The following is a 16,032-nucleotide window of genomic DNA, read 5'->3' on the forward strand; positions in this document are numbered from 1 at the left end:
CTTCGCGTTTTCCAGGCGAATCCTGAGTTCGTTCATATCGGACCTCTTATTGCAGATGGTAGCGACGGTTTAGCCAGACGCTCACCAACTGCACGATCGCCGAAGCAACCAAGCTGAACATGAGGTAAAAGAAGCCAACCATGGTGATCGCTTCAGTGTAGCGATAGTTGTTGCCCCCGAAATTCTTGGCCTGCTGCAGCATCTCGAGGATGGCGATGGCTGCAAGAATCGGCGTCTCTTTGAATATACCGATGAAGTAGTTGCCCAATGCCGGTACGATCGGCGGAATTGCCTGTGGCAGAATGATCGCGCTCCAGGTGCGACGCCGCGACAGGTTGAGCGCTGTGCAGGCCTCCCACTGCCCGCCGTCCATATTCTCGATGCCGGCACGGTAAACTTCTGAACAATAGGCGGCGTAGTGGATGCCAAGCGCACCGATGCCGACCGTCCAGGCAGTGATAACGATACCGAATTGTGGGCCAACGAAATAGACGAAGAATACCTGAAGCAGCAGCGGCGTCGAGCGGATGAACTCGACAATTTCCGTCATAGCTGTGGACACGTAGCGGTTGGGAGACTGGCGGATCAGCGCGAAAACCAGACCCAGCACCAACGCGATCGCGAAGCCAAGCAGCGTGGCCTGGACTGTGACAATAGCGCCGCGATAGAGATACGGCAACGCCTCCCAAACGTAGGACCAATCCCAAATTTTCATGTCAGCGCCTCTCGCACGAAGCCACYCGAAAGGCGACGCTCCAGCCACCGCACGAAGGGCGTGATGAGGGCGCGCGCGATGCCGTAATAGCCAAACAGAGCCACCGCAAAGAACAGCAAATAGCTGCCGGTGGCGTCGGCCGCCAGCTTGGAGGCAGTGGTGAACTCAGTGATGGTGATGAAGAAGACGAGCGAGGTGCTCTTGAGCAGCTCGATCAGTAGGTTGCCCCAAGACGGCAGCATCGCGCGGATGGCCTGCGGCAGCAAGATGCGACGCATCATAGCACGCCGGGGGAAGTTCAGCGCGATGCTCGCTTCATACTGGCCGCGGTCGACGCTCTGGATTGCGGCGCGTACCAGCTCGGCGCCGTATCCGGAGTTGCACATGCCGACGCCGAAGATTGCGACGGTCCACGGAGAAAGGTCAACACCGAAGATCGGCAATACAAAGAACCACCAGTAGAGCTGCACAAGCATAGATGTTCCGCGAAAGAATTCAATGTAGGCAATGCCGAGCCAACGAAGTGGCCAGTGGGGCGAGACTCGGATCAGGCCAACAATCAGCCCGAGGATGATCGCCACCAGAGATGCCCAGAAGGTCACGATCAGGGTGGTCCACAAGCCCTTGGCAAGCGCCAACACGCTGAAGCCGAACGCAAATTCGTTCATGTGAGCCTCACTGAGTGGCCTGGGCCGCCAGGGCCGGAAAGGCCGTCGGTTCGTCTACCACTGTCAAGGCCGCGCCTTACTCCTTACAGAGCTCTGCGATGGCGGCGCCGTCCGGCAACATCTTCTTATCGTATCCGTATTTTGCAACTGACGCCATCATCTCGTCAGAACCGAGATAGCCTTTTAGCACGTCGTTGAAGGCGCCGACCGCAGCCTGCTCATTGAGCGAGAAAGCAAGAGCGCTATAGCGAGGCTTGCTCGGCGAGGCGAACGGATCGGCAAGTGTGAGCCCCTCCTCTTTCTCGACAGCTCTCTTCATACTCAGGTAGTTGCCGCTGCCAGCATCAGCGCGGCCAACGCTGACCGCCTGAACGATCTCCACGTCGCCGGCGACCTGCATGAGCTTGTCGTCTGGGATGCCCACTTTCTTCGCAGTTGCCACTACTTCGTAGCCCGCCCCGGTGACCAGGGTCAGGCCCTTGTCCCGAATGTCCTCGTAGGAATGGAGTCCCTTGGGATTGCCCTTCGGCACAATCAAAGCATCTTTGACTTCAAGAATCGGGTCGCTGAACAGCACATTGCGGCAGCGGGCCGGCAACACGAACATTCCCCCGGTGATGATGTCGAAGCGGCCGGCCTGCAGCCCGGGGATGAGTGAGCCCCATTCGGTGACGATCGGCTCGACTTTGGTCACCCCCAGCTTCTTCAAAATGTCAAGCGTCATCGCATTGACGAAGCCGAGTGGCTCCTTGTTCGCATCGGGATATGCCCACGGTGGCTGGTTAGAAAAGCCGAGCCGGATTGTATCTCCCTGCTTGATTTTTTCGAGTAACGACTGCGCAGATACCAGCTCTGTCGTCGATCCGATTGCCAGTGCGGCAATGCTGAGCGTGGCCAACCCCTTGAGGGTTGCGCGTCTGCCCAGATCGGTACTGCTCCCAAGATGTTGCGATCTGTCCACGAAAGCCTCCTCCCTTTTTGATTCGCCGCGATCCAACCCCATAGATGACGACGTACCTCCGCGCTTCAGCCTGTTCACGGCCCTTCTCGCGCATGCGGCATGGCCTCAAGCACTACTGTCAAAGTCCGATTTGTGCCGAAGTCGCCTGACCGCTGTGACTATAGCACCTCAAACGAACGCCATTCACGGATTCTCGCTGGTAGACGCAGGGATTCTGCATTGTCGCAAAGTCTGCGCGCCAATCCGACGGTTTTTGATTTACGGCTCTGGTGCTGAAGACGGCTGCTCAAGCAACTTGGCGCGACGCTTAGGGGAGCGTGGCCGCCATTCGTTAAAAGGAGGAAGAAGGGAAGGGCGACTCCGCCGTATCAATTCGCTTGGCATAGGCCTTGCTGCCGCCATCAATAACTCAGCATGATTTTTTGGTATATTTCTGCCGCTTTAAGCACTTGGCCCACCTCAACGAATTCATTGTTGGTATGAGCCTGGTTGATGCTTCCTGGCCCAATGACGACGCAAGGAATTGCCGCCAACGAGAGCTGACTGGCATCGGTGCCATACGGCACCCCTATATATTTACCCGTTCCGGCTACGTCAGCACAGGCCTTTGCTGCTACGGCCGCTATTTTGCTCGACTCGGCACTATCCGGAGCTGGGTCCTCCAATGCAGGCAGCAAAGAGCGGACTTTGATCTTGGGATCACGTTGGCGCAAACCTTCCAGTACGTTCTCTACTTCCTGTATGGCCTGCTGTGGCTGCTCTCCGGGGATAAGGCGTCGGTCAATCCAAATACGGCAAACAGGAGGTACGGTGGTTAGTTCTATACCCCCCTCAATAAGACTGACAGTGAGAGTTGGAGAGCCGACCAATCGATGTCCACGCAACGCCAACGTCTGATGGAGTTCGTCAAGTGCCAGTACGACCTTAGCCATCCCCGTGATCGCGTTTACTCCGAGATTGGGCTTCGAGGTATGGGCGGGCAACCCCTCGACTTCGACTTGCCAGCGAACCGAACCCTTGTGGGCCACGACAAGCTCTAAGTCGGTTGGTTCACCGACAACTGCGGCATCGTAGGGGACGCCCGACTGAGCAATTGCACGAGCTCCAATCTTACGAAATTCTTCGTCAACACTCGCTGCGACAACGACCGTCGATTTGGGTCGGCGACCTCCAAGGGAGGCAAGCGCCATCAACATAGCTGCGAGTGAACCCTTTGTGTCGCAACTGCCTCGGCCATACACCTTCCCCTCCTTCTGCTCGCCGGAGAACGGATCCGACGCCCACTTATCGACAGGCACCGTGTCCATATGAGCGATGAAAAGAATCCGCTTTTCGGGATCATCACCCGGAACCCAGGTCAACAAGTTTGAGCGGCCATCTGTCACCTGCTGCAACTCGTAAGGCAGAGCTCGCTCTTTACAAAAACCTTCAAGGAACTTGGCGACCTTCTTTTCGCCGCTTCCCTTCGGCGACAACGACGGATTGACGCTCTCGATTTTTATGAGCTCCTGAAGGAGCGCTACAGTTTCTGTGGCGACGGATGACATGTACTCTCCTGTTTGCTGCGCGTGCTATTCACCAGACCTTGGCCAAATCCACAACGCGGTCGATTTCATCAGCGGTATTGTACAAATGCAGTGAAAACCGCAGCATGCCTCTACGTATCGAGCCGACCACCTGGTTTTTAAGCAGGTGTCCGTGAAGAGATTGAATCCGTCTGTCGACCTCACGGCCTTCTGCGAGCGCAGCCACATCGCCGACCGCCACAATGCTACCAGTGTGGCTCCCAGGAGCACCCCCACAGACGGGTAGTCCCAGATCCAAAAGACCGTTGGCCAGCCGCTTTGCTAGGGACGTAACGTTCTGCTCGATTTCCTTCGTGCCAGCTTCAAGTAGTTGGCCCATCGATACGTAAGCGGCCAGCATTCCCGGAAAATTGTAGTGGCCAATATCAAACCGAGGGGCGCCGTCACGCAATTTTACAGAATTGAGAATTGGTGCCGATTCCGGCGCATTCCCGAGATCGACGCTGAAACGAGCCAGGTAGGCTGGATTCAACCGATCGGCCCATTCCTGACGGCAGTACAAAAATCCCGATCCATAGAGTCCCATCAATCCCTTGACCGTCGAAACCGCCAACCCGTCCACTCCTAGCTGGGCCACATCGGTGTGGAGTATTCCGACGGATTGTGTTCCGTCTACCAAGAGAAAGGCGCCAACACGCTTGCAGGCTTCCGCGATAGGTGCCAGTTCGGTTCGAAATCCCGGAACCATTGTTACGGTTGCGAGTGCGACGATGCGGGTACGAGAGTCGATTGCTTTCACAATCGCTTCAGTCGGCATTGATCCACGGTCTGGTTCTACGAGCCGCAATTCCACACTATGACGGTTCCTGATCTGAAGCCAGGGCAATATATTGTTAGCGTGCTCCAACTTGGGACACAGTATCACATTGTCTCCAGGGCTCCACTCTATCGCGTTGGCAATAATATTTATGCCTTCCGATGCGTTCTTTGTGATTGAAATTTCGTTTTTTTCAGCGCCTACCAGTTGCGCAAATCTCGCGCGAGTACGCTCTACATGTTTCAACATGCTTTCTTCGTCATTTCTACCCTGTAGCCTGTTATTCAAATGTGGCTCAATAGCAGCTACTGTAGCATTCGAAATGAGGCCTTGGTTTGCAACGTCCAGATAAATTGCGTTCTTCGTTGCAGGGAATTCCTCCCGAAGGAGGCTCAAAGGAAGCGAATTAGTTTGCATAGCGGTCCCCTTGTGCGACTAACGGGTGAAAATCTGCTTATTGCTGCGCCCGCCGACCAATGACGAAACGCAATGTTGCGCGGAATAATGCCGATCGAGGCCGTCCCGTCTTCGGTCGCGTTTGCAACCCGAAGTTCGAAAACACAACGATCAGCATTCTGCCCGATGGCATTTGCTGAAGTGCTCATTTTATGCCTTGATCATTGCGGGACTCGGGCTAATGTTCGCCCTTGTGCGCAGTTTTCCTGCGCAAGAAACCAGCTTGTGCAGGGATGAACGATGGACCTCGATAGAATTGATCGCAAACTTCTCATCGCCGTGCAGCGCAACAATCGCCTCACGACTGAAGAATTGGGCGACCTTGCAGGGCTCTCGGCCACCGCGTGTCAGCGACGGTTGAAGCGCCTTCGAGACGCGGGTGTGATCGAGGCCGATGTTGCCATAGTCTCCCCAGCAGCCGTAGGCCGGCCGATGATCATGCTGACTTTCATCAGTCTTGAGCGCGATCGGGCGGATATCATTGACCGTTTCAAGCAAGCAATCCGACGCACGCCTGAGATTATGAGCGCATACTATGTGACCGGTGAAGCAGATTTTGTTCTGGCGATTTCTGTGCGTGACATGGTCGAGTACGAGGCATTTACCCGGCGGTTTTTTTATGAGCATTCGGATATTAAAGGATTTAAGACGATGGTCGTGATGGATAGAATCAAAGCTAGCTTAGCTTTGCCGATTGAAGAATAGCGGCGCGCATCGCGCACCAGTTCACGGCGGCAGGACAGTGCCTTTTATGGTTCCTGCGCTAACGTCAAGAATCTCGCACGCAGGGACTCCGGGCAAAAGCTTTTCGTTTGACCTTCTCGCCACGCGGCTCAGCGCTGCCAGCTTATTATTGCGGTAACGGAGCTCACATTGTCCGCCCTTGCATTGGTCTTCACCGGCAGCATCCACAGTTCCGATCCGCGACTATATCGCTACGAGTCGACGGTTCTAAGTCATGCCCCGGCAGCGGACGGTTTGCGGGTCGCCCGCCAATGCCTCGAGCGAACCGGTCGCAGCACGGCGTGACGCCGCTCGCCATGGATTTCCGGCGGCTGGTGCAGTACGTGCAAAATACCATCAGAAAACGCCGGTTTACTGCGTGAAAAGGAGAAGATTTCGCGCGTAGCGGCCTTTGACGCTGATACTTTGACGAAGCGGACACACGGCATCAGCTCCAGGATCCATGCGTAGCAATGCTGAGAATAAAAAATGGCCACTGACAAATAACGTCTCGGGTGGTGTCGCAGAGGCAATGGCGCGAGCGCTCTGTGGTGTGGCGCGCCGAACTCGTCCCTGGCAACTGATGATGGTTCGCGCGAATCGCGACTACAAGTACGAGGATTTGATGGATCGTAACCCCTTTTCCGAAGCAGAAATCCAAGGGCGCCTTGCCAGGCTCCGCAGCCTGCTGGCCGAGCGCAACCTGGACGCAGCGGTCTTCGCTTCTCCGGAGAACGTCTTTTATCTTACCGGTCTAGACCACTGGGGATACTTCACGCCACATTTGCTTGTCGTCGCGCAGGATGGCCAACCTGTCCTGATCACCCGTGCCAATGAGAAATGGACGATCGAGAACCGGGTGAAGGCAGCGGTGTTCCGCAGCCACTCAGATAGCGAAACGGCGGCTGACGTTGCGGCGCAAGTGCTGGCGGATCTCGGGTTGGCCAGTAAACGGGTCGGCCTGGAATACTGGACGGCGGGTCTCAGCCATGGGCTTGCGGTGGCGCTTCAGTCACAGACCGACGCCAAATGGAGCGACGTTTCGGGTCTGGTCGACAAGATGCGGCGAGTGAAAAGTGCCGAGGAGCAAGCCCTCATGCGGCGGGCCGCCAAGGTGACGGACGCCGCCGCCGGCGCCGCGATTGCGACGATCTCGGACGGCGCCCCCGAACAGGAGGTCGCTGCCGAGTGTATGTCAGCGATGATACGCGCCGGAGGGCATGTTCCGGGCTTTGGACCGTTCATCCGTCCAGGCGCACGTCTACGCGAGACGCATGCGACCTGGGGCGATGGCGTTTATCGGAAAGGTGAACCCGTCCTCATTGAGCTATCCGGCTGCGTCTCGCGCTACCATGCGCCGCTGGGTCGTCTCGTCCATATTGGCGACATCAAGGACGAGGACATAGCAATGGCGGAGGTGAACGCCAAGGCGTTCGATGCCGTTATCAAGGCGCTTCGTCCCGGTGCAATAGCACGCGAGGTTTTCGCGGCCTGGCGATCTGTCGTCGACGATGCCGGCCTGTCTCATTACTTCCGGCACCACTGCGGTTATATGATAGGGGTGGGTCAGCCTCCGTCATGGACGGGGGGCAATTCGGTTATTGGGCTCAGGCCCGATTCCGACATCGTCATCGAGACCGGCATGAGCTTTCACATCCTCTCATGGCTGATGGGGACCGGGCGCGGAGACGACTTCGTTTCCAACACTGTTCTCTTGGGTGATGGCGGCGCTGAGCTGCTGACCCTCACCCCGGCCGGCACAATCGTACGCTAGGAACGCATCATGGCGCGCTATTCAGCATTTTCTATTTTCCGCAACGCGTTGTCCGGTCAGACCAACTGGCGACGCGCGTGGCGGGCGGCGGAGCCCAAGCCATCATACGACGTGATAATCGTCGGCGGCGGAGGCCATGGCCTGGCCACCGCGTTCTATCTCGCCGAAAATCACGGCATCCGGAACGTAGCGGTGCTCGAGAAGGGCTACATAGGCGGCGGTAATGTCGGTCGAAACACCACGGTCATTCGTTCCAATTATCGCCTCGACGGAAACACCCAGTTTTATGAATACTCGATGAAGCTTTGGGAGCACCTTTCCCAAACACTTAACTTCAACGTCATGTTTTCACAGCGCGGTCAAATCGTCACTGCGCATTCGGCTGAACAGCTTAACGCCTTCAGTCAGCGCGGCAATATTCTGCGGCTGAACGGCATTGAGGTGGAGATCCTCGACCGCGACGAGGTTCGCCGCGCGGTGCCTTATCTGGACTATTCGGAGACGGCGCGTTTCCCGATCCACGGTGCGCACTATCAGAGGCGGGCCGGCACTGCCCGCCACGACGCCGTGGCCTGGGGCTATGCTCGGGCCGCCGACGGGCATGGCGTCGACATTATACAGAACTGCGAGGTGACGGGCTTTATCCGTGACGGCGAGAAGATCGTCGGCGTCGAAACGACGAAAGGCCGCATTGGCGCCGGGAAAACCGGCCTTGCGGTTGCCGGCTACACCTCCGTGCTCGGTGCAAAGGCAGGCCTGAAATTGCCGATCGAAAGCCATGTCTTGCAGGCTTTCGTCACCGAGCCCCTCAAACCAATGGTTGATCAGATCGTCGCGTACGGCGCCGGTCATTACTACATCAGCCAGTCCGACAAGGGCGGTCTGGTCTTCGGCGGGGATATCGACGGCTATAATACTTATGCGCAACGCGGAAACTTGTCAGTTGTGCGCGATACGGCCGAGGCAGCAATCGCACTCATGCCCTGTGTTTCCCGTCTGCGAATCCTCCGGCACTGGGGCGGCGTGATGGACATGACGCCTGACGCCAGTCCAATTATCTGTCCCACCGCGATCGATGGTCTCTATCTGAACGGCGGCTGGTGCTATGGCGGCTTTAAGGCCACGCCGGCCTCGGGTTGGTGCTTCGCGCATACTATCGCGACCGGCAAGCCGCATCCGCTCGTCAGCGCTTACACCCTAGACCGGTTCCGCACAGGCCGAACTATCGATGAGGCCGGAATCGGCCCCTTCGCTTGGCTGCAGTAGGAGGCGAAAGAATGCTGCGCATCAATTGTCCCTGCTGCGGTCTGCGCGACCACGACGAGTTCCGCTACGGGGGCGACGCCTCGGTAGTCCGTCCGGCCTACAACGATCCAGACTTCGAAGCCTGGTACAGCTACGTCTTTGTCCGGACAAATCCGGCAGGCCTGCACCGCGAGTTCTGGCAGCACATAGCAGGCTGCCGACAATGGTTGGCGGTCGAACGCGACACACGCACCCACATCATCGCCTCCGTAGAGTTCGCCAGGAAATCGCTAACATGAGTTCGAACCAAAGACGCCTGCCCTCAGGTGGCCGCATCCACCGAAAGCAGCCGGTCAACTTCACCTTCGACGGCCGCAAACTCGCTGGATATGGAGGCGATACGCTTGCGTCGGCCTTGCTCGCAAACGGCATTACCCTGGTCGGACGCAGCTTCAAGTACCATCGCCCGCGTGGTATCTTTTCGGCAGGGCCCGAGGAGCCGAACGCCCTGGTGACTCTCGGAACCGCAGGAAGGCGCGAGCCCAACTTGCCGGCGACTACACTTGAACTCGAGGACGGCCTGGTGGTGGAAAGCCAGAACCGTTGGCCGTCGCTCGCCTTTGATGTGCAAAGCATAAACGGCCTGTTTGCGCCGTTTCTGTCGGCCGGCTTCTATTACAAGACCTTCATCGGCCCGACCCGCAAATCCTGGATGTTTTACGAGCACTTCATCCGCAAGTCGGCTGGCCTCGGCAGAGCCAGTACAGACCCAGATCCAGATCGTTACGAGGTTCGCCATGCGTTCGCCGACGTCGCGGTCATCGGCGGCGGTCCAGCGGGATTATCGGCGGCACGAGCCGCCGCCGCAGCCGGGGCACGGGTCGTCCTGGTCGAGCAGGATTTTCTGGTTGGCGGACACCTGCTGACCGAGCCGCCAGAAAGTAGGGCCGCGTCGTGGCTAAGCCAGATGCAAGCCGAGCTGGAAAGCTTCCAAAACGTCACCGTGATGAAGAAGACAAACGCTTTCGGCTCCTATGACGGCAATGTGGTCGGGCTGGTGGGACGAGGTAGCGTGACGGGACCGCCGCATGCGGGAGAAGGCCGTCAGACTTTCACCATGCTTCGCGCGCACTCTATCGTTTTCGCCGCGGGCGCTATCGAGCGGCCAATGGTCTTTTCGAACAATGACCGGCCGGGCGTCATGCTGGCATCGGCCGCTCGCGCTTATCTCAATCGTTTCGCTGTCCTGCCGGGCAGGAAGGTGGTCGTCGCCGCCAACAATGACGGCGCTTGGCGCACAGCATTCGACCTTGCCAAGGCAGGCGCCAAGGTGACGGTTGCTGATCTGCGCGCCGCACCTTCTGTCGCGCTCGCCGCAGCAGCCGCACGCCTCGGTATCAAGGTGCGAGCCGGAACACGGATCGAAGATCTCAGTGGCGGCCATGCCGTACGGGGAGCGACCTTGGCAGGACCGGACGGCCGGTTCCATATCGCCTGTGATCTGGTATGTGTGTCGGCAGGCTGGTCGCCGACAGTCCATCTCACCTCTCACCTGGGGATTAAGCCTCGATACCGCGAAGACATTGACGCCTTCGTCCCGGGCCCTTTCCGGGCAGGTCAGTTCGGCGCCGGGTCGATGATGGGAGACTATTCGACCGCCGAGGCCATCGAAAGCGGTCACCGCGCCGGGGTCGAAGCTGCATCATCCTGCGGCAAGCGAGAAGCGGCCACCGCGCCGCCGTCACTCGATCTTGATGAGACGATTACGGTTGTGGGCCGCGAACTTGCCCCTATTGGGAAGGGGAAGGCATTCATCGATCTTCAGATGGATGTGACCACAAAGGACGTCGAACTCGCCCATCGGGAGGGATATGAGGCTGTCGAGCACCTGAAGCGCTACACCACGCTCGGCATGGGCACTGACCAAGGCAAGACCAGTAACTTTCCGGGACTTGCCACTATGGCGGCCCTGCGAAATGCATCGATCCCCGAAACTGGGGTTACCACCTTCCGACCACCCTATGCACCCGTAGCCATTGGCGCACTCGCCGGACGTACAGTGGGCCATCATTTCAAGCCTATACGCCGCACGCCGATGCACGATTGGCATGTTGCGAATGGGGCTGAGATGCTTGAGAGCGGGCTGTGGATGCGGCCCAATTTCTATAGTGAGTTCGGGCGGGACGTAAACGAAGCCTATGTGGCAGAAATGCGTCATCTTCGGCATGCCGCCAGCCTGGCGGACATTTCCACCTTCGGCAAGATCGACGTGCAGGGTCCGGATGCGGAGATATTCCTCGATCGCGTCTATGCCAACGCTGCCGCCAAGGTGCCAGTCGGTCGCGCCCGTTACGGCGTCATGCTGCGCGACGACGGCATTGTCTTCGACGACGGCACCGTAACCAGGGTCTCAAAAGATCGGTTCTTCGTGACTGCTTCGACCGGCAAGGCCAGCGACGTACTGCCACGTCTAGAATTCCTGCTCGACACGGTTTGGCCGGATTTACGTGTCGCAATCACTTCGGTGCACGATGAGTGGGCGGCAATGACGGTGGCCGGCCCGAAAAGCCGTGAGGTCCTTAGCGCTGCGTTCCCCGATCTCGATGTTTCCGACAAGTCTCTCCCGCGACTGGGACTGCTGGACGGCGAATGGGGTGGCCGGGCCGTGCGGATCCTGAGGCTAAGCTTTTCCGGTGAGCGTCAATATGAGATCTACGTCGGCGCAAGTGCGGGCGAGGCCTTGTGGACCCACATGCTCCAGGTCGGCAAACCACTGGGGCTGAGGCCATGCGGCCGCGAGGCGCTCGGCGGGCTGCGGATTGAAAAGGGTCATCCAGCCGGGCCGGAAATCGACGGGCGCACTACTCTTGACGATATCGGCTTCGGCCGCCTGGTCAGCAAGCGGTCCGGTTTCGTCGGCGACGTGCTGCGCCGCCGCCCTGCCCTTCTGGCGCCAGACAGAGAAAAGCTGGTCGGGCTTCATTGCGTGGACGAAAAAAGTCGCCTACGCGGAGGCGCCGTATTGTTCCTGCCGAGCGAAACCGTGGCAGGCCACGGGCGCGGCCGTGTCGCTTCGGCGACGTTCAGCCCAGAGTTCGGATGCTATATCGGGTTGGGCCTGATTGCTGGCGACGTCGCGCTTGAAGGAAGCGAGGTCGTGGCCGTATATCCAATGAAGGGCGAAACCGTGCGTGTCCGCATCGTTAATCCGGTATTTCTCGATCCGCAGGGAGAGCGGCAGCATGGTTAGCCACACACCTCTACCGAATTTCACCCTGTCCACGGCCAACTGCACGCTCTTCCAGATCGAGGGATGGGAACAAACCCTGGCGCAATTCGAGGCGAGCGTCTCCGCCGCGCTCGGCACTAGGCTGCCCGCTTCGGTCGGAGAGACGGTTCGTCACGAAGGCCTCCGCCTTATTCGGATTGCTCCTCGCCGTTTGTGGCTGCTTGTTGATGATGGCTTCGATGCGCCTTCGCTTACTGTCGACCCCGAGCTCGGTTGTTCGGTCTCCCTTTGCGAAGGCCGCGTGAGCCTGAGAATGACGGGGGCCGACATTGCGCGGGTTCTTTCCGGATGCTTCGCTGTCGACTGGTACGCACCGACGGCAGCTCCTGGCCGGGCGGTGCAGACCTCCTTCCATAATGTATCTGTGCTCTTGCTGCGGACTGGCGAGACCGCCTGCGAGCTCCTTGTGCCGCGAAGTTTCGCACGCAGCCTCTCGGACTGGATTGCCGAGGGCTGATGGATCGGTCCGGAGCGAGTGTTCGGGCGATCCCTTGACCATCTTTCGTCGGTCCGCCGGCGCGGCCGGCCTCGCCTCCCGCGCCGCAGCCGATGGCGGTTATGCTCCGAATGACTAACATGTGGGAAGACCCGCAAGGTAGTCGCAACCCGTCTTACATTTCGTCGAGCGTCTCAGGCGCGATCGAATATGGCCGGCGTGAAAGACTCAAAGTGATATCGCAATACAAACCCTCTCTTTCTTCCGCAGAGGTCTCGTCGCCGATCTCAGAGAAGTGCTGCCTGAGTTCCAGAAGCGCTGCAACTGTCACACGTCGGCTGGACAGCCAGATGATAGGAACGAATTTTGAATGAACAGCTATGTACTCACTGTCTCCTGCGAGTCACGGCGCGGGATCGTTGCTGCAATTTCTGGATACTTGGCAGGAAAGGGCTGTAACATAATCGACAGTGCTCAGTTCGATGATCTGCAGGCTGGCAAATTCTTCATGCGCGTGTCCTTCATCTCGGAAGAGGGCGTCGATCACAAGACGTTGGTCGAGGGCTTCGAGCCTATCGCTTGCGAATTCCAGATGGACGCGAAAGTTCACGATGTTGCCGACCGGGTGAAAGTGCTGGTGATGGTTTCCCGCTTCGGGCACTGCCTCAATGATCTGCTCTATCGCTGGAAGATCGGCGCGCTACCGATCGAGATCGTCGGAGTCGTCTCCAATCATTTCGAGTATCAGAAGATAGTAGTCAACCATGACATTCCCTTCCACTGTATCAAGGTCACGAAAGAGAACAAGCCGAAGGCGGAAGCTGAGCTGATCGAGATCGCCGGGCAAGCAGGCGCAGAACTGATCGTGCTCGCTCGGTATATGCAGGTGCTCTCTAATGAGCTTTGCAAGAAGATGTCCGGGAGGATAATCAACATCCACCATTCTTTCCTGCCGAGCTTCAAAGGCGCCAGCCCATACAAGCAGGCCTATGAACGCGGCGTAAAGCTGATCGGTGCGACGGCGCACTACGTCACTGCCGATCTCGATGAGGGGCCGATCATCGAGCAGGATACCGCTCGAATCACCCATGCGCAGAGCGCCGAGGACTACGTCTCGATCGGCCGCGACGTCGAGAGCCAGGTACTGGCGCGAGCTATCCACGCGCATATTCACCATCGCTGCTTCATCAACGGCAACCGCGTCGTCGTCTTTCCGCCGAGCCCAGGCTCCTATGCGTCGGAAAGGATGGGGTGAGTCATGGCCTCTGTTATGATGGAAGACGCATCGCCGCAGCGGTTATCGACAGTGTCAAGGCACGCGCCCTCGCCCCAAACGACAAGCGGCGTCCAAGGTAGCCTCGCGGTCATTATCGTGGGAGATGACCCGGCGAGCCGTGTTTATCACCAGCTCCGTGAATGCCCGCATCCGCTCCCGCCTGCCGTCGCCGCAGATCCTGGCCACCTCGATGGTGAGATTGTCGCAGAGGTCGATAGGGGCACGCCGCCGAAGAAGGCGAACGCCGACACATGGCCATCCAGGAACGCTTCCGTCGTCTCGGCTGGATAGGCCTTCACGAAGCAGGCATCCGACTGTGGCAGGTCCATGCGGAAGAAGTGGAGTTTGCAGCGAACGCCGACGGCTTCGCCAAAATACACCTGCGCATGGCCGGGTGGATGCGAAAGTGGCACGAACGTCTCGCGTCCTCTGGCTCGGGCAATCCGGATAGTGTAACTGTCGTCGAAGCCATGCTCGTCGCGCAGCCGCTCAAAGATCCGCTTCGTATGCCGCTGCTTCACCGGACTAACGCGGTCAACCTCCAGGATCGTTGCAGGTTTGTGCGCATATAGCCCGGCGGCAACCAGAACCGGCACATCTTCAACACCGTCTCGCGGCTCAGCCCAAATACCCGGGCCACCTCGCGACGGCTGTTTCCCTCGACTAAAACAAAGTGCCGGACGGCGGCATAGACTTCCACGGCAAACATTCCCTGCCGACCCCCAAAGGGCCAAGGCTAGCCAAATGGACGGTTTTTACTCCGCCCGAGGAGGCACCACGCCGGCGCTCCTGTGACCTAATTTGTCACCGCCGTGCACACTTGGCTGGGGTGTCCTGAAGGTTCTGCAAAAAGTTCTGGAGAGAGAACGGCGGCTGCTCTGAGGTTGGGGGCGGCCATGGCACGCTGGTGACGTTGCGATTCACCGATCCCGTGGAAGGGAAGTGCCATGACCAAGCGAGAAGTTAAGCTGAGCGGGCCAGAGTTGAAAGCGCTGCTGCTGTCGGATGCGGACGGCTTTCGGCGGGTTTTGCAGAGCGTGGTGCAGGAGGTTCTGGAAGCCGAGATAACGGAGGCGCTGGAGGCTGGGAAGGGCGAGCGGACCGCGGAGCGGGTCGGCTACCGGTCCGGCTACTACGAACGCCGGCTTGTGACGCGGGTTGGCGTGCTGGAGTTGCGGGTTCCGCAGGATCGGACGGGCCGGTTCTCGACGGAGCTGTTTGAGCGCTACCAGCGCTCGGAGAAGGCATTGGTGTCGGCGCTGGTCGAGATGTATGTGCAAGGGGTGTCGACGCGCAAGGTGAAGGCGATCCCCGAGGAACTGTGCGGTCACGCCTTCTCGGCCGCGACGGTGAGCGCGGCGACGGTGCGGCTGGATGAAGCGCTGAAGGCGTTCTTTGAGCAGCCGCTCAAGGAAAGCTATCCGTATCTTATTTTGGATGCGCGAGCGAGCTCGCGAGGCCGGCGTGATCGCCAGCCAGGCGGCTGGGTTGGCTTGGCTGCACCGGCTGCTTCGAAGCCGGGGGCTCGCCAAAGCAGGTTGAGCGTCCCGCGGCGCTCATGCGGCGAGGATGTCGAAACTGTTAACGGAGAGCGTCGGATCGTAAGGCAAACCTCCCATCGTTTGCGCATCACCATCTCCCTAAGGCCTCGAGGACCTTCGAATATCGGCCGTCGCCTGCAAACAAATTGCAGAACCTCACACACTCCCGAGGAGCGCTAGTCCGCAAGTGTCGCAGCCCGCAGCCGCGTCACTGAACCCAAACGTGCGGGGAAATTCTGGGAGGGTGAGCCCAATGACAGTTGCCGTGAAGTGGGGATAACAAATCACCATGGGCAATTTGTCGATTGCCTGCGCCAACAGCGGCAAGACGTCGAATTCCTGCACCGATGTAATGGATTTGCGGAAACCAACCATCGGGACGCTGTTACCGTCACGACGCGTCTCACGGCCATTTCGGTGGGGCTATGCGAAAAAGGGAGGAACGACAAGATGAAAAAGCGGCACTATGACAAAAACAGGCGCAATCCCCAGAGACGTGCAGTGCTGAAGGGATTGGCTGCGCTCGGCATAGCGGCAATGGCAATCGCTCCATTTGCCAGTTCAGCCTCGGCGCAGTCCCTACTCGACAAGATCAAAAACGGGGA

Annotated in this window: 12 protein-coding genes and 2 pseudogenes; 8 read left to right on the forward strand and 6 right to left on the reverse strand. The window is 58.7% G+C overall.

The window, feature by feature from the left end:
- Positions 1-46: 46 nt before the first annotated feature.
- From ehuD to AC1D1L_RS26010, 5 genes are all read right to left on the reverse strand, one after another.
- Positions 47-715 carry an ectoine/hydroxyectoine ABC transporter permease subunit EhuD gene (ehuD, locus tag AC1D1L_RS25990; RefSeq protein ID WP_477344198.1) on the reverse strand — a complete coding sequence of 223 codons (669 nt, stop codon included), beginning with the start codon at positions 713-715 and terminating at the stop codon, positions 47-49.
- Complete coding sequence (gene ehuC, locus AC1D1L_RS25995; RefSeq protein WP_477344199.1) at positions 712-1,383, reverse strand: ectoine/hydroxyectoine ABC transporter permease subunit EhuC; 672 nt, start codon at positions 1,381-1,383, stop codon at positions 712-714. The genes ehuD and ehuC overlap by 4 nt, the downstream gene beginning before the upstream one ends.
- A 76-nt stretch (positions 1,384-1,459) precedes the next feature.
- Positions 1,460-2,344, reverse strand: coding sequence for an ectoine/hydroxyectoine ABC transporter substrate-binding protein EhuB (gene ehuB, locus AC1D1L_RS26000; RefSeq protein ID WP_477344200.1), 885 nt, complete (start codon positions 2,342-2,344; stop codon positions 1,460-1,462).
- Between the two features lie 401 nt (positions 2,345-2,745).
- Positions 2,746-3,891 (reverse strand): M20 family metallopeptidase, encoded by a 1,146-nt coding sequence (locus AC1D1L_RS26005; protein ID WP_477344201.1) that lies wholly within the window; start codon positions 3,889-3,891, stop codon positions 2,746-2,748.
- 28 nt (positions 3,892-3,919) lie between these two features.
- The gene (locus AC1D1L_RS26010; protein WP_477344202.1) at positions 3,920-5,104 is read right to left on the reverse strand and encodes an aminotransferase class V-fold PLP-dependent enzyme; all 1,185 of its coding nucleotides are present in this window, start codon (positions 5,102-5,104) and stop codon (positions 3,920-3,922) included.
- 279 nt (positions 5,105-5,383) lie between these two features.
- Between AC1D1L_RS26010 and AC1D1L_RS26015 the strand changes: the two genes are divergently transcribed.
- The 7 genes from AC1D1L_RS26015 to purU all read left to right on the forward strand — a co-directional run bounded on the left by AC1D1L_RS26015 (position 5,384) and on the right by purU (position 13,865).
- Entirely contained in the window at positions 5,384-5,848 is a 465-nt protein-coding gene (locus AC1D1L_RS26015; protein WP_477344204.1) for an Lrp/AsnC family transcriptional regulator, read from the forward strand.
- Between the two features lie 481 nt (positions 5,849-6,329).
- Positions 6,330-7,640 carry a M24 family metallopeptidase gene (locus AC1D1L_RS26020; RefSeq protein WP_477344205.1) on the forward strand — a complete coding sequence of 437 codons (1,311 nt, stop codon included), beginning with the start codon at positions 6,330-6,332 and terminating at the stop codon, positions 7,638-7,640.
- A gap of 9 nt (positions 7,641-7,649) precedes the next feature.
- A complete protein-coding gene (locus AC1D1L_RS26025) occupies positions 7,650-8,906 on the forward strand; it encodes a sarcosine oxidase subunit beta family protein (protein ID WP_477344206.1) in 1,257 nt (418 codons plus the stop codon).
- 11 nt (positions 8,907-8,917) lie between these two features.
- Positions 8,918-9,184 (forward strand): sarcosine oxidase subunit delta, encoded by a 267-nt coding sequence (locus AC1D1L_RS26030; RefSeq protein WP_477344207.1) that lies wholly within the window; start codon positions 8,918-8,920, stop codon positions 9,182-9,184.
- Entirely contained in the window at positions 9,181-12,135 is a 2,955-nt protein-coding gene (locus AC1D1L_RS26035) for a sarcosine oxidase subunit alpha family protein (protein WP_477344208.1), read from the forward strand. The genes AC1D1L_RS26030 and AC1D1L_RS26035 overlap by 4 nt, the downstream gene beginning before the upstream one ends.
- Positions 12,128-12,631, forward strand: coding sequence for a sarcosine oxidase subunit gamma family protein (locus AC1D1L_RS26040; protein ID WP_477344209.1), 504 nt, complete (start codon positions 12,128-12,130; stop codon positions 12,629-12,631). The genes AC1D1L_RS26035 and AC1D1L_RS26040 overlap by 8 nt, the downstream gene beginning before the upstream one ends.
- A gap of 349 nt (positions 12,632-12,980) precedes the next feature.
- Complete coding sequence (purU, locus tag AC1D1L_RS26045; protein WP_477344210.1) at positions 12,981-13,865, forward strand: formyltetrahydrofolate deformylase; 885 nt, start codon at positions 12,981-12,983, stop codon at positions 13,863-13,865.
- Between the two features lie 147 nt (positions 13,866-14,012).
- Here the strand turns inward: purU and AC1D1L_RS26050 are convergent.
- Positions 14,013-14,595, reverse strand: a pseudogene (locus tag AC1D1L_RS26050) (IS21 family transposase); the annotation flags it as partial.
- Between the two features lie 238 nt (positions 14,596-14,833).
- Between AC1D1L_RS26050 and AC1D1L_RS26055 the strand changes: the two are divergent.
- A pseudogene (locus AC1D1L_RS26055) lies at positions 14,834-15,380 on the forward strand (transposase); the annotation flags it as partial.
- Between the last annotated feature and the right edge of the window lie 652 nt (positions 15,381-16,032).

This window comes from Mesorhizobium sp. P2_D6 (genome assembly GCF_056404315.1).